The organism is Micromonospora sp. WMMD737 (assembly GCF_049179055.1).
GTDB lineage: Bacteria > Actinomycetota > Actinomycetes > Mycobacteriales > Micromonosporaceae > Micromonospora > Micromonospora reichwaldensis.
Window position 1 is genome coordinate 7,404,827 of sequence record NZ_JBMHMH010000001.1, and the last position, 13,743, is coordinate 7,418,569.

Genomic DNA, 13,743 nt, shown 5'->3' on the forward strand with positions numbered 1-13,743 from the left:
AGGGCTGGCGCCGCCGTGAGGGAGTGCCCGTACGCCATGAGCTACCGCAACGATCCGTACGACCCGAAGCAGGTCGCCCTGCTCGACCCGGCCGCCCTGGCCGAGGCCGTCGCCGCCGCCGAGAAGGCGTTCGCCGAGGCCGGTGACCCGGACGCGCTGACCGCGCTGCGCCCGGCGCACCTCGGCGACCGGTCCCCGGTCTCGCTGGCCCGCCGCGAGATCGGCGCGCTGCCGCCGGCCGCCAAGTCCGACGCCGGCAAGCGGGTCAACGAGGCCCGCCGCGCCATCGACGCCGCGTACGCGGCCCGCCAGGAGGTTCTGGACCGGGAGCAGGCGCAACGGGTGCTGGTGGAGGAGCGCGTCGACGTGACGCTGCCCCACGACCGGCGGCCCCGGGGCGCCCGGCACCCGATCAGCACCCTGATGGAGCAGGTCAGCGACCTGTTCGTCGGCATGGGCTACGAGGTGGCCGAGGGGCCCGAGGTCGAGCTGGAGTGGACCAACTTCGACGCCCTGAACATCCCCGCCGACCACCCGGCGCGTGGCCTGATGGACACCTTCCACGTCGCGCCGCCGGAGGGCACGGAGGGCTCCGGCCTCGTCCTGCGCACCCACACCTCGCCGGTGCAGGCGCGCACCATGCTGACCCGCAAGCCGCCGATCTACGTGATCGTGCCGGGCCGGGTCTACCGCACCGACGAGCTGGACGCCACCCACGCGCCGGTCTTCCACCAGGTGGAGGGGCTCGTTGTCGACCGGGGCATCACCATGGCGCACCTGCGCGGCACCCTGGACCACTTCGCCCGGGCGATGTTCGGCGAGGGCGCGAAGACCCGCTTCCGGCCGCACTACTTCCCGTTCACCGAGCCGTCGGCCGAGTTCGACGTCTGGTTCCCGGAGCACCGCGACGGCCCGCGCTGGGTCGAGTGGGGCGGTTGCGGCATGGTCAACCCGCGGGTGCTGCGCGCCTGCGGCATCGACCCCGAGGTCTACTCCGGATTCGCGTTCGGCATGGGCATCGACCGGACGGTGATGTTCCGGCACGGGGTCAGCGACATGCGGGACATGGCCGAGGGCGACGTGCGGTTCACCCGCGCGTTCGGGGTCGGGGCGTAGGCGATGCGGGTACGAGTCATGGAGACGGTGGTCTGAGTCATGCGAGTTTCTGTCAGTTGGCTGCGGGAGTACGTCGACCTCCCGGCCGACCTGCCCGCCGGCGACCTGGAGCAGGCCCTGGTCGGCCTCGGCATCGAGGTCGAGTCCGTGGCGGACCTGCGGGAGACCGTCACCGGTGCGCTGGTGGTCGGTGAGGTACGCGAGATCGAGGAGCTGACCGGCTTCAAGAAGCCGATCCGGTTCTGCCGGGTCGACGTCGGCGACGCCAACGGCACCGGCGAGCCGCAGGAGATCGTCTGCGGGGCGCGCAACTTCGCCCCCGGCGACCGGGTCGTGGTGATCCTGCCCGGCGGCGTGCTGCCCGGCGGCTTCGCCATCGGCGCGCGCAAGACGTACGGGCGCAACTCCCACGGCATGATCTGCTCCGCGCGGGAGCTGGGCCTGGGCGACGACCACGACGGCATCGTCGTGCTGCCCCGGGACACCCCGGCCAAGCCGGGCGACGACGCGCGGCCCGTCGTCGGCCTCGACGACGTCGTGGTCGACGTGGAGATCACCCCCGACCGGGGGTACGCGATGAGCGTCCGTGGCCTGGCCCGGGAGCTGTCGCACGCCCTCGGCGTGCCGTTCCGCGACCCGGGCCTGGCGCCCGCGCCCGGCGGCACCGCCGAGCCGGCGTACCCGGTCGAGGTGCGCGACACCGTCGGCTGCGACCGGTTCGCCGCCCGCCTCGTGCGCGGCGTCGACCCGACGGCGCCGACCCCCGGCTGGATGCAGCGGCGGCTCACCGTCGCCGGCATCCGCAGCATCTCGCTGCCTGTCGACATCACCAACTACGTGATGCTCGAACTGGGCCAGCCGATGCACGCCTTCGACGCCGACCGGATCGCCGGGCCGCTGGTGGTCCGCCGCGCCGAGACGGGGGAGAAGCTGACGACCCTGGACGGGGTCACCCGCGCCCTCGCGCCCGAGGACATGGTCATCTGCGATGAGACCGGCCCGATCTCGCTGGCCGCCGTGATGGGTGGCGAGACCAGCGAGGTCGTCGCCGGGACGACGAACGTGCTCTTCGAGGCCGCCCACTGGGACCCGGTGATGGTCGGGCGCACCGCCCGCCGGCACAAGCTGTTCAGCGAGGCGGCGAAGCGGTGGGAGCGGGGCGTCGACCCGGCCCTGCCGCTGGTGGCCGTCGCGCGGGCGGTCCGGCTGCTCACCGAGCACGCGGGCGGCGCGGCCGGTGACGAGATCCTCGACATCGACCACGTCCGGCCGCGTACCCCGGTCGTCCTGCCGGCCGACCTGCCGAGCCAGCGGATCGGCGTGAACTACCCGCCCGCGCGGGTGGCCGCCCTGCTGGAGCAGGTCGGCTGCACGGTGGCCCAGGGCACCGACCGGCTGGCCGAGGACCCGGGCGAGGTCGGCGTGGCCGCCGGCACCGGGGACGCGCTCAGCGTCACCCCGCCGACGTGGCGTCCCGACCTGACCGACCCGGCCGACCTGGTCGAGGAGGTGGTCCGCCTCGACGGGTACGACAGGGTGCCGTCCGTGCTGCCGACCGCGCCGCCCGGGCGCGGCCTGACCTGGCAGCAGCGCCGCCGCCGGGCCGTGGCCCGGTCGCTCGCCGAGCGGGGGTACGTGGAGGTGCTCGCGCACCCGTTCGTCGCCCCCGGGCTGGCCGACCAGCTCGGGCTGCCGGCCGACGACCCGCGCCGGAGCGCGGTGCGACTGGCCAACCCGCTGTCGGAGGAGGAGCCGCTGCTGCGCACCACGCTGCTCGGCCCGCTGCTCGGCATCGCGAAGCGCAACCTCGGCCGGGGCCAGCGCGACCTCGCCCTCTACGAGATCGGCGCGGTGTTCCATCCGCGTCCCGACGCCGGCCGCCCGCCGGCGATGGGCGTGGACCGGCGACCCACCGACGAGGAGTTCGCCGCCGCCGACGCGGTGGTGCCCGACCAGCCCCGGCACGTCGCCGTCGTGCTGACCGGCGACGTCGAGCCGGCCGGCTGGTGGGGCGCGGGCCGCCCGGCCGGCTGGGCGGACGCCGTGGAGGCCGGCCGCGACGTGCTCGCCGCCGCCGACGTCCCCACGCACCGGATCGAGGTCCGGGCCGCCGAGTACGCCCCCTGGCACCCCGGCCGCTGCGCCGAGCTGCTGGTCGACGGCACCGTGGTCGGGCACGCCGGCGAGCTGCACCCGGCGGTCGTGGCGGCGCTGGAGCTGCCCCGGCGCACCAGCGCCATGGAACTGGACCTGGACGCGCTGCCGGCCGCCCCGGTGGCGTCCGGGCCGGTGGTCTCGGGCTTCCCCCCGGCGCTGATCGACGTGGCGCTGGTGGTGGACGCCTCGGTGCCCGCGGCGCAGGTGCAGCAGGCCCTCGTCGAGGGCGCCGGCGGGCTGCTGGAGCAGGTGCGCCTGTTCGACGTGTACGCCTCGGAGCAGCTCGGCGAGGGGCGCAGGTCGCTGGCGTACAAGCTCACCTTCCGGGCCCCGGACCGGACGCTGACCGTGGAGGAGGCGGTGGCCGCCCGGGACGCGGCGGTCGCCCGCGCCGCGGAACGCTTCGGCGCCACCCTGCGCGGCGCCTGACTGACGACGAGGGCTCCTTCCGCCGGCGCGGGAGGAGCCCTCGTCGTTCCCCGGCTCCTCAGGGGGGTGGGAGCGCGATCGGGCCAGCCTCATTCCCATGCAGTCGACTGCATGAACTTGCAGAGGAGTGTCGTCGCTTGCTAGCCTCCTCTGCATAGTCATGCGGAGGTGGGGATGGGTATCCGAGTCGCGGTCGCCGGGGCGAGCGGCTACGCCGGGGGCGAGCTGATCCGCCTGGTCGCCGGGCACCCGGAGTTCGAGCTGGTCGCCGCCACGGCGCACAGCCAGGCCGGGCACCGGCTCGACGTCGTACACCCGCAGCTCGCCGGCCTGGACCTGATCCTCGGCGAGACGGACGCGGCGACGCTGGCCGACGCGGACCTGGTCTTCCTGGCCCTGCCGCACGGCCAGTCGGCGGCCCTGGCGGCCCAGCTGCCGCCCGAGGTCCGGGTCGTCGACCTGGGCGCCGACCACCGGCTCGCCGACCCCTACGCCTGGGCCAACTACTACGGCGGCACGCACGCCGGCCCGTGGACCTACGGCCTGCCCGAGCTGCCCGGCCAGCGTGAGCTGATCGCCGGCGCCACCCGGGTCGCCAACACCGGCTGCTACGCCGCCGCGATCATCCTGGCCCTCGCCCCGCTGATCGCCGCCGGCGCCGCCTCCCCGGCCGACGTGGTGGTCGTCGCCGCCTCCGGCACCTCCGGCGCCGGCAAGGCGGCGAAGCCGCACCTGCTCGGCAGCGAGGTGATGGGCGACCTGTCGCCCTACCGCGTGGGCACCCACCAGCACGTCCCGGAGATCAAGCAGGCCACCGGCGCGACCGGCCTGTCGTTGACTCCGGTGCTCGCGCCGATGCCCCGGGGCATCCTCGCCACCGTGACGGCGGTGCCGGCCCGGGGCGTCGACCCGCGGGCGGTGCTCGCCGAGGCGTACGCGGACGCGCCCTTCGTGCACGTCCTGCCCGAGGGGGCCTGGCCGCACACCGCCGCCACCCTCGGCTCCAACTCCTGCCACCTGCAGGCCACGGTCGACGTCGACTCCCGCCGGATGATCGTGCTGAGCGCGCTGGACAACCTCGGCAAGGGCGCCGCCGGCCAGGCCGTGCAGAACGCCAACCTGATGTGCGGCCTGCCGGAGACGACGGGCCTGTCCGTCTGGGGAGTCGCGCCGTGAGCGTGAGGAGTGCAGCGCAGCGGAGCCCCGCAGCCGCGAACGAAGGAGTCGCACCGTGAGTTCCGTAGCCACGAACGAAGGACTGGTGCAGTGAGCGTCACGACTCCACGGGGGTTCCGGGCGGCCGGGGTGGCCGCCGGGCTCAAGACCAGCGGCGCGAGCGACGTCGCGCTGGTCGTCAACGACGGCCCGGACGCCGGTGTCGCCGGTGTGTTCACCGCGAACCGGGTCAAGGCCGCGCCGGTGCTCTGGACGCAGCAGGTGGTGCGCGGCGGCGTGGCGCGCGCCGTGATCCTCAACTCCGGCGGCGCCAACGCCTGCACGGGCCCGGCCGGCTTCCAGGACACCCACGCCACGGCCGAGCACACCGCCGCCGCGCTCACCGCGGCCAGCCCACGGCTGATGCTGGGCGCCGCCGACGTGGCGGTCTGCTCGACCGGGCTGATCGGCGAGCGGCTGCCGATGGGCAAGCTGCTTCCCGGCGTACGCTCGGCGATCCGCCGGCTGGCGCGCGACGGCGGCCCGGCGGCGGCCGAGGCCATCATGACCACGGACACCCGGCCCAAGACGGCGGTGGCCCGGGGCAGCGGCTGGACCGTCGGCGGCATGGCCAAGGGCGCCGGCATGCTCGCGCCGGCGATGGCCACCATGCTCTGCGTGCTGACCACCGACGCGGTGGCCGGGCCGGAGGACCTCGACGCCGCCCTGCGGGAGGCGTGCCGGGTCACCTTCGACCGGATCGACTCCGACGGCTGCATGTCGACGAACGACACGGTGCTGCTGCTGGCCAGTGGCGCGAGCGGCATCGCGCCGACCCCGGCCGAGCTGACCGCCGCGGTCACCGCCGCCGCCCACGACCTGGCCCAGCAGCTCATCGCCGACGCCGAGGGCGCCACCAAGCAGATCGCCATCGACGTGGTCGGCGCGGCCAGCGAGGACGACGCAGTCGAGGTGGGTCGCTCGGTGGCCCGCAACAACCTGGTCAAGACCGCGCTGTTCGGCAACGACCCGAACTGGGGCCGGATCCTCGCCGCCGTCGGCACCACCGCCGCCGCGTTCGAGCCCGACGGCGTCGACGTCGCCGTCAACGGCGTCTGGGTGTGCCGCTCCGGCGCCGCCGCCGAGGACCGGTCGAAGGTCGACCTGACCGGCCGGGACGTCACCATCCGCATCGACCTGCACGCCGGCGCCGCCGAGGCCACGATCTGGACCAACGACCTGTCCCACGCGTACGTGCACGAGAACTCGGCCTACTCGACATGAGCCTCTCCACCGACCTCGCCCGCGCCCAGGTCAAGGCGGCCACGCTGATCGAGGCGCTGCCCTGGCTGGCCCGCTTCTCCGGCTCGACCGTCGTGGTCAAGTACGGCGGCAACGCCATGGTCGACCCCGAGCTCCAACGGGCCTTCGCCGCCGACATGGTCTTCCTGCGCTACGCCGGCCTGCGGCCGGTCGTGGTGCACGGGGGCGGCCCGCAGATCTCCGCCATGCTCGGCCGGCTGGGCATCGCCAGCGAGTTCCGGGGCGGCCTGCGGGTCACCACCCCGGAGGCGATGGACGTGGTCCGGATGGTCCTGGTCGGCCAGGTCGGCCGGGAACTCGTCGGCCTGATCAACGCCCACGGCCCGTTCGCGGTGGGCCTCTCCGGCGAGGACGCCGGGCTGTTCACCGCCGTGCGGCGGCCCGCGTACGTGGACGGGGAACCGGTCGACGTCGGGCAGGTCGGCGACGTCGAATCGGTCGACGTCTCGGCGGTCACCGACCTGATCGGGGCCGGCCGCATCCCGGTGATCTCCACCGTGGCGCCCGACGCCGACGGGGTGCTGCACAACCTGAACGCCGACACCGCCGCCGCCGCGCTCGCCGTCGCCCTCGACGCCCGCAAGCTGGTCGTCCTCACCGACGTGCCGGGTCTCTACGCCGACTGGCCCGACACCGACAGCCTGATCAGCGAGATCACCGTCGACGAACTGGCGGCCCTGCTGCCGTCGCTGTCCAGCGGCATGGTCCCGAAGATGGAGGCGTGCCTGCGGGCGGTGCGGCAGGGCGTGCCGGCCGCGCACGTCGTGGACGGCCGGGTCGCCCACTCCACGCTGCTGGAGGTCTTCACCTCGGAAGGATTCGGCACCATGGTCGTTCGCGCGAGGAGTGCGGGAGCGGAGCGACCAAGCCCCGCGGTCGCGAACGAACCGGACACCGTCAGCGCGCGGAGCGGGCCTGTCAGCTCCGCCGCCGCCAACCAGGAAGGCACGATCGCCGGATGAGCACGCTCGTCGAGCGCTGGGCGCAGTCCATGATGGACAACTACGGCACGCCGCCGCTCGCCCTCGTCGCCGGCTCCGGCGCCGTCGTGGTCGACGACGCCGGCCGGGAGTACGTCGACCTCGTCGGCGGCATCGCGGTCAACGCCCTCGGTCACGCCCACCCGGCCGTGGTGGCCGCCGTGTCGAAGCAGGTCGCCACCCTGGGGCACGTCTCGAACCTCTACGTCGCCGAACCGCCGGTGGCCCTCGCCGAGCTGCTGCTGGCCCTGGCCGGGCGGCCGGGACGGGTCTTCTTCGCCAACTCGGGCGCGGAGGCCAACGAGGCGGCGTTCAAGCTCTCCCGGCTGACGGGCCGCACGCACGTGGTCGCCACCCGGGGCGGCTTCCACGGCCGGACGATGGGCGCGCTCGCCCTCACCGGCCAGCCGGCCAAGGCCGATCCGTTCCGCCCGCTGCCCGGTGAGGTGACCCACGTCGACTACGGCGACGTGGCAGCCCTGGAGGCGGCGGTCACCGACGCCACCGCGATGGTGATCCTGGAGCCGATCCAGGGGGAGAACGGCGTGGTGGTCCCGCCGGCCGGCTACCTGGCCGCCGCGCGCCGGATCACCGCCCGGCACGGCGCGCTGCTGGTGCTCGACGAGGTGCAGACCGGTGTCGGGCGTACCGGGCACTGGTTCGCGCACCAGGCCGAGGGGATCGAGCCCGACGTGGTGACCCTGGCCAAGGGGCTCGGCGGCGGGCTGCCCATCGGCGCCTGCCTGGCCTTCGGCCGGGCCGCCGAGCTGCTGGCCCCCGGCTCGCACGGCACCACCTTCGGCGGCAACCCGGTGAGCTGCGCCGCCGCCCTCGCGGTGGTGTCGACCATCGCCAGCGAGGGGCTGCTCGACCACGTCACGCGGGTCGGCGAGCGGCTGCGCCGGGGGATCGAGGCGCTCGACCACCCGCTGGTCGACAACGTACGCGGCGCGGGCCTGCTGCTCGGCGTCGTGCTCACCGCGCCCGTCGCGAAGGTGCTCGCCGAGGCGCTGCGGGAGGCCGGCTTCCTGGCCAACCCGGCGCAGCCCGGCGTGCTACGGCTCGCACCGCCGCTGATCCTCACCGTCGCCCAGGCCGACGACTTCCTGGCCGCCCTCCCGGCCGCCCTCGACGCGGCGTCCCCGGCCGCCGCCGGCACGGTCCCTGCCGCTGCCGCTAACGCCTTCCTCCCGGCTGCCGCCTCCGTCCCGGCGACTGCCGGCGCATCCCCGGCTGCCGCCGCCGGCTCCACCGACTCCACCGGCTCCGCGTCGGATCTTGGTGAGAAACCGCCCCTCCAGGGGCCGGAACCTACCAAGATCTCGACGCCCCCCACCGCACCCACCGCACCCACCGCACCCACCGCGCCGGCCGCGTTGACGCCGTCCACCGTGTCCACGCCGCCCACCCTGCCCACCGCGCCGAGGCCGTCCACCGGCGGCGGGGCGATGTCGAGCACGACGGAGGCGGGGGCGTGATCCGGCACTTCCTGCGGGACGACGACCTGAGCCCCGCCGAGCAGTCGGCCGTGCTCGATCTGGCTGCGCGGATGAAGGCCGACCGGTTCGGTCACCGGCCGCTGGCCGGGCCCCGGTCGGTGGCGGTGCTGTTCGACAAGCAGAGCCTGCGGACCCGGTTCTCGTTCGACGTCGGCATCGCCGAGCTGGGTGGGCACCCCCTCGTGGTGGACACCCAGGTCACCCACTTCGGGCGGGGCGAGACCCTGGCCGACGCCGGCCGGGTGCTGTCCCGTTACGTCGCGGCGATCGTGCTGCGTACCCATGGCGACGACCGGATCGCCGAGGTGGCCGACGGCGCCAGCGTGCCGGTGGTCAACGCGCTCACCGACGGCTTCCATCCCTGCCAGCTCCTGGCCGACCTGCTCACCGTCCGTGAGCACTGCGGCGGCACCGCCGGGCGGACGCTGGCGTACGTCGGCGACGCGGCGAACAACCTCGCCCACTCGTACCTGCTGGCCGGGGCGACCGCCGGCATGCACGTGCGGGTCGCCGGGCCGGCGGGCTTCGGCCCCGACCCTGAGGTGGTCGCCCGGGCCGCGAAGATCGCCGCCGGCACCGGGGGTTCGGTGCAGGCGCTGACCGATCCGGTGGCGGCGGTGGCCGGCGCCGACGTGGTCGCCACGGACACCTGGACGTCGATGGGGCAGGAGGACGACGGGCTGGACCGGATCACCCCGTTCCTGCCGTACCAGGTCAACGCCGCGCTGCTCGGGCACGCCGCGCCCGACGCCGTCGTACTGCACTGCCTGCCCGCGCACCGGGGTGAGGAGATCACCGACGAGGTGCTCGACGGCCCGCAGAGCGTCGTGTTCGACCAGGCGGAGAATCGGCTGCACGCCCAGAAGGCGCTGCTGACGTTCCTCCTCGGGGCCGCGCCCGCCGCCCCGGACGCGGCGGCGCCGGGCGTCGCCGCGACCAGGGAGACACCATGACCGCCCCGCTGACCCGTGCCGCCCGGCACGCCCGCATCGTCGAGCTGATCCGCGACAAGGCGATCCACTCGCAGACCGAGCTGGCCGACCTGCTCTCCGGCGACGGCATCCAGGTCACCCAGGCCACCCTCTCCCGGGACCTCAAGGAACTGGGCGCGGTCACCGCGCGCGGCGGCGACGGGCGGGCCGTCTACCTCATCCCCGAGGACGGCCACCGGCCGCTGCGCGACGCCGAGGCGGCACCGGCCCGGCTGGTCCGGCTGCTGCGCGAGCTGCTCAACGGGGTCGACGCCAGCGGCAACATCGCCGTACTGCGCACCCCGCCGGGCGCAGCCCACTACCTGGCCAGCGCGTTGGACCGGGCGGGCCTGCCCGAGGTCGTCGGCACCATCGCCGGCGACGACACCATCCTCGTCGTGGCCCGCGAGGCCGTCGGCGGGGCCGCGCTCGGCGACAAGCTCGCCGGCTGGGCCCGCCGCGAAGAGAACGCCGAAGGGAACAGCACACCATGACCGAGCGGGTCGTGCTCGCCTACTCCGGAGGGCTCGACACCTCCGTCGCCATCCCGTACCTGGCCGAGGAGACCGGCGCCGAGGTGATCGCCGTGGCGGTGGACGTCGGGCAGGGCGGCGAGGACCTCGACGCCATCCGGCAGCGCGCCCTGGACTGCGGCGCCGTGGAGTCGGAGGTCATCGACGCGCGCGACGAGTTCGCCGCCGGGTACTGCCTGCCGGCCATCCGCGCGAACGCGCTCTACATGGACCGCTACCCGTTGGTCTCCGCGCTGTCCCGGCCGCTGATCGTCACGCACCTGGTGGCCGCGGCCCGCAGGCACGGCGGCACCATCGTGTCGCACGGCTGCACCGGCAAGGGCAACGACCAGGTCCGTTTCGAGGTCGGCCTCGGCGCGCTCGCCCCCGACCTGAGGATCGTGGCACCGGCCCGGGACTTCGCGTGGACGCGGGACAAGGCGATCGCCTTCGCCGAGGAGAAGGGGCTGCCGATCGACGTGTCGGCGAAGTCGCCGTACTCCGTCGACCAGAACCTGTGGGGCCGCGCCGTCGAGACGGGCTTCCTGGAGGACATCTGGAACGCGCCCGTCGAGGACCTCTACTCGTACACCTGCGACCCGGCGCAGGAGCGCGACGCCGACGAGGTCGTGATCACCTTCGACGCCGGCGTCCCGGTGGCGATCGACGGCGAGACCGTCACCCCGTACCAGGCGATCCGGGAGCTCAACCGGCGCGCGGGCGCGCAGGGCGTCGGCCGGCTCGACATGGTCGAGGACCGCCTCGTCGGCATCAAGAGCCGCGAGGTGTACGAGGCGCCGGGCGCGATCGCGCTGATCACCGCCCACCAGGAGCTGGAGGCGGTGACCGTGGAGCGGGACCTGGCCCGGTTCAAGCGCGGCGTCGACCAGCGCTGGGGGGAGCTGGTCTACGACGGCCTCTGGTTCTCGCCGCTGAAGCGCGCGCTGGACGCGTTCATCGACGACGCGCAGCGGCACGTCACCGGCGAGGTACGGCTGACCCTGCACGGCGGCCGGGCCACCGTCACCGGACGCCGTTCCGAGGCCAGCCTCTACGACTTCGGCATGGCCACCTACGACACCGGCGACACCTTCGACCAGTCCCTGGCGAAGGGCTTCGTGCGGCTGTGGGGCCTGCCCAGCGAGATGGCCGCCGCACGGGACGCCCGGTTGGGCGGCTGCTGACCATGACCACCAGAATGGGCGCCGTGGACGACAAGAGCCTGACCGAGAACAGCGCCGCCACCAACCGCACGAGCCTGTGGGGCGGCCGATTCGCCGGCGGCCCCGCCGAGGCCCTGGCCCGCCTGTCGGTGAGCGTGCAGTTCGACTGGCGGCTGGCCCCGTACGACATCGCGGCGTCCCGGGCGCACGCCCGGGTGCTCGCGGGGGCCGGCCTGCTCGACCCGGACGAACTGGGCCGCATCCTCGCCGCCCTGGACGACCTGGAGGCCGCCTGCGCCTCCGGGCAGTTCCGTCCCACGGTCGACGACGAGGACGTGCACACCGCCCTGGAGCGCGGCCTGCTGGAGCGGCTCGGCAGCCTCGGCGGCAAGCTGCGCGCCGGCCGGTCCCGCAACGACCAGGTCGCCACCGACCTGCGGCTCTACCTGCGCGACCACGCCCGGGGTGTGGCCGGTCGGCTGGTGGAGCTGGCCGAGGCCCTGGTCGAGCAGGCCGAGCGGCACGTGGAGACCGCCGCACCGGGCATGACGCACCTGCAGCACGCCCAGCCGGTCACGTTCGGGCACTGGCTGCTGGCCCACGTGCAGCCGCTGCTGCGCGACCTGGAGCGGCTGAGCGACTGGGACCACCGCACGGCGGTCAGCCCGCTCGGCGCGGGCGCGCTCGCCGGTTCCGGCCTGCCGCTGGACCCGGTGGCCGTCTCCAAGGAGTTGGGCTTCCGCACGTCCTTCGCCAACTCGATGGACGCGGTCGCCGACCGGGACTTCGTCGCCGAGTTCCTCTTCGTCACCGCGATGATCGGCGTGCACCTGTCCCGCCTCGGCGAGGAGGTGGTGCTCTGGACGTCGCAGGAGTTCGGCTGGGTGGAGCTGGACGACGCGTTCGCCACCGGTTCGTCGATCATGCCGCAGAAGAAGAACGCGGACATCGCCGAGCTGGCCCGGGGCAAGTCCGGCCGGCTGGTCGGCGGGCTGATGAGCGTGCTCACCATGCTCAAGGGCCTGCCGATGACCTACGACCGGGACATGCAGGAGGACAAGGAGCCGGCCTTCGACGCGGTCGACACCCTGGAGCTGCTGCTGCCGGCGCTCGCCGGGATGATCTCCACGATGACGGTACGCGCCGACCGGCTCGTGGCCGCCGCGCCGGTCGGGTTCTCCCTCGCCACCGAGGTCGCGGACTGGCTGGTGCGCCGCAACGTGCCGTTCCGCGACGCGCACGAGATCACCGGGCGGCTGGTGGCGCTCTGCGTGGCCCGGGACTGCGCCCTCGACGAGGTCAGCGACGACGACCTCGCGGCGGTCAGCGAGCACCTCGACCCGTCGGTGCGCGACGTGCTCTCGGTCCGCTCGGCGCTCGCCGCCCGGACCACGCCCGGCTCCACCGGTCCCGGACCGGTCGCCGACCAGCTCGCCACCGCCGCCGACAAGCTCGCCGGCTGGCGGGAGTGGGCCGCCGAGCGGGTCGTACCCCGCTGAGTCGCCGACCCCGCGCGGCCGCCACGGAGGCCGCGCGGGGTTCAGCCCGCCGGGCGCTCCCGCTTCGGCAGCTTCGCCACCACCGCGTCGTACGAGGCGTCGACCGCCTCGATCAGCTCCTCCTCGTCGATCCCGCCGGCCAGGCGCAGCGTGTTCCAGCCGGCGCGCCCGATGTACGGCGACGGCCGCGCGTCGCCCGGGTGCCGGTGCAGCCACTCGTCGGCCACCTCCCGGCTCGGGCCGCACTTCACCCCGACGGTCGGCTCGTCGCCGCCGGCGGAGCCGAGGAAGGCGAAGATCCGGCTGCCGACCTTCACCACCTCGTCGCCCTCCCACGGCTGGTCCAGCCAGGCCCCCGGCTTGCCCAGGCAGTACGCCAGCATCTCCTCGCGCGTCATCGCGTCCTCCTCGACACCGATCCCGCGCCCAGTCTCGTCCATCGGCGGCGTCATTCGGTGGTGGCGGTGCGGGCGGAGAGCCGTTCGAAGCGCTGCTTGGCGGCCTGCGCGCTGCCCAGCCCGAGCCCGTACGCGATCTGCTGCCAGGTCAGTCCGCGGCTGCGGGCCAGCGTCAGCAGCCCCGCCTCCATGGTGTCGACCTCGGCGCGCAGGTGCGGGACGAGGGTGAGCGCCGCGACGAGGTCCGCCTCGTCGACGGGCTCCTCGTCGGCCTCGACCTCGGCCCCGCCGGCGGCCAGGGCGGTGACGAGCGCGACCGCCTCGTAGGTGTCCGGCACGTAGGGATTGGTGTGTCGGCGGCGCCGCGTCTCGGTGTCGGCGTGCCGCTCCGTGATCCGGTGCAGCGCCGCGTACGTGCGCTCGGCGCGGGCGCGGGAGGCGTCAGGCGTAACGAAAGCATCAGACATGCCATCGATTCAAGCGCCTCAACTTAAGGTTGTCAACTTATTGTTGAAAGTTCGAGTCGCTCTGCACTCTATGT

Annotated in this window: 12 protein-coding genes; 10 read left to right on the forward strand and 2 right to left on the reverse strand. The window is 74.5% G+C overall.

What is annotated here, in order from left to right; translation table 11 throughout:
- Positions 1–36 precede the first annotated feature (36 nt).
- The 10 genes from pheS to argH all read left to right on the forward strand — a co-directional run bounded on the left by pheS (position 37) and on the right by argH (position 12,804).
- Positions 37–1,116 carry a phenylalanine--tRNA ligase subunit alpha gene (pheS, locus tag ACN27A_RS32845; protein ID WP_357579118.1) on the forward strand — a complete coding sequence of 360 codons (1,080 nt, stop codon included), beginning with the start codon at positions 37–39 and terminating at the stop codon, positions 1,114–1,116.
- A gap of 39 nt (positions 1,117–1,155) precedes the next feature.
- Entirely contained in the window at positions 1,156–3,702 is a 2,547-nt protein-coding gene (pheT, locus tag ACN27A_RS32850) for a phenylalanine--tRNA ligase subunit beta (RefSeq protein ID WP_421458295.1), read from the forward strand.
- 174 nt (positions 3,703–3,876) lie between these two features.
- Positions 3,877–4,878 (forward strand): N-acetyl-gamma-glutamyl-phosphate reductase, encoded by a 1,002-nt coding sequence (gene argC / locus ACN27A_RS32855; RefSeq protein WP_421458296.1) that lies wholly within the window; start codon positions 3,877–3,879, stop codon positions 4,876–4,878.
- A gap of 90 nt (positions 4,879–4,968) precedes the next feature.
- Positions 4,969–6,141, forward strand: coding sequence for a bifunctional glutamate N-acetyltransferase/amino-acid acetyltransferase ArgJ (gene argJ / locus ACN27A_RS32860; protein WP_421458297.1), 1,173 nt, complete (start codon positions 4,969–4,971; stop codon positions 6,139–6,141).
- On the forward strand, positions 6,138–7,142 hold the full coding sequence (gene argB, locus ACN27A_RS32865) for an acetylglutamate kinase (protein WP_421458298.1): 1,005 nt from the start codon (positions 6,138–6,140) through the stop codon (positions 7,140–7,142). Before argJ ends, argB begins: the two co-directional genes overlap by 4 nt.
- Positions 7,139–8,638 carry an acetylornithine transaminase gene (locus ACN27A_RS32870; protein ID WP_421458299.1) on the forward strand — a complete coding sequence of 500 codons (1,500 nt, stop codon included), beginning with the start codon at positions 7,139–7,141 and terminating at the stop codon, positions 8,636–8,638. The genes argB and ACN27A_RS32870 overlap by 4 nt, the downstream gene beginning before the upstream one ends.
- Entirely contained in the window at positions 8,635–9,612 is a 978-nt protein-coding gene (gene argF, locus ACN27A_RS32875) for an ornithine carbamoyltransferase (RefSeq protein WP_357579124.1), read from the forward strand. The genes ACN27A_RS32870 and argF overlap by 4 nt, the downstream gene beginning before the upstream one ends.
- Positions 9,609–10,124: an arginine repressor gene (locus ACN27A_RS32880; RefSeq protein ID WP_421458300.1), complete on the forward strand. Its 516-nt coding sequence runs from the start codon at positions 9,609–9,611 to the stop codon at positions 10,122–10,124. The genes argF and ACN27A_RS32880 overlap by 4 nt, the downstream gene beginning before the upstream one ends.
- Positions 10,121–11,326, forward strand: a complete 1,206-nt coding sequence (locus ACN27A_RS32885) for an argininosuccinate synthase (protein WP_421458301.1) — start codon at positions 10,121–10,123, stop codon at positions 11,324–11,326. The genes ACN27A_RS32880 and ACN27A_RS32885 overlap by 4 nt, the downstream gene beginning before the upstream one ends.
- Before the next feature lie 14 nt (positions 11,327–11,340).
- Positions 11,341–12,804, forward strand: coding sequence for an argininosuccinate lyase (argH, locus tag ACN27A_RS32890; RefSeq protein WP_421458726.1), 1,464 nt, complete (start codon positions 11,341–11,343; stop codon positions 12,802–12,804).
- A 41-nt stretch (positions 12,805–12,845) separates the two neighbouring features.
- On the opposite strand, the gene ACN27A_RS32895 is transcribed toward argH, so the two are convergent.
- Both ACN27A_RS32895 and ACN27A_RS32900 read right to left on the reverse strand, forming a co-directional pair.
- Entirely contained in the window at positions 12,846–13,202 is a 357-nt protein-coding gene (locus tag ACN27A_RS32895; protein ID WP_421458728.1) for an MmcQ/YjbR family DNA-binding protein, read from the reverse strand.
- A gap of 50 nt (positions 13,203–13,252) precedes the next feature.
- On the reverse strand, positions 13,253–13,669 hold the full coding sequence (locus tag ACN27A_RS32900) for a DNA-binding protein (protein WP_421458302.1): 417 nt from the start codon (positions 13,667–13,669) through the stop codon (positions 13,253–13,255).
- Between the last annotated feature and the right edge of the window lie 74 nt (positions 13,670–13,743).

Coding starts and splice junctions, on each gene's coding strand:
- pheS (WP_357579118.1), top strand. CDS start 37: ATGAGCTACCGCAACGATCCGTACGACCCGAAGCAGGTCGCCCTGCTC.
- pheT (WP_421458295.1), top strand. CDS start 1,156: ATGCGAGTTTCTGTCAGTTGGCTGCGGGAGTACGTCGACCTCCCGGCC.
- argC (WP_421458296.1), top strand. CDS start 3,877: ATGGGTATCCGAGTCGCGGTCGCCGGGGCGAGCGGCTACGCCGGGGGC.
- argB (WP_421458298.1), top strand. CDS start 6,138: ATGAGCCTCTCCACCGACCTCGCCCGCGCCCAGGTCAAGGCGGCCACG.
- ACN27A_RS32870 (WP_421458299.1), top strand. CDS start 7,139: ATGAGCACGCTCGTCGAGCGCTGGGCGCAGTCCATGATGGACAACTAC.
- ACN27A_RS32880 (WP_421458300.1), top strand. CDS start 9,609: ATGACCGCCCCGCTGACCCGTGCCGCCCGGCACGCCCGCATCGTCGAG.
- ACN27A_RS32885 (WP_421458301.1), top strand. CDS start 10,121: ATGACCGAGCGGGTCGTGCTCGCCTACTCCGGAGGGCTCGACACCTCC.
- argH (WP_421458726.1), top strand. CDS start 11,341: ATGGGCGCCGTGGACGACAAGAGCCTGACCGAGAACAGCGCCGCCACC.
- ACN27A_RS32895 (WP_421458728.1), bottom strand. CDS start 13,202: ATGACGCGCGAGGAGATGCTGGCGTACTGCCTGGGCAAGCCGGGGGCC.
- ACN27A_RS32900 (WP_421458302.1), bottom strand. CDS start 13,669: ATGTCTGATGCTTTCGTTACGCCTGACGCCTCCCGCGCCCGCGCCGAG.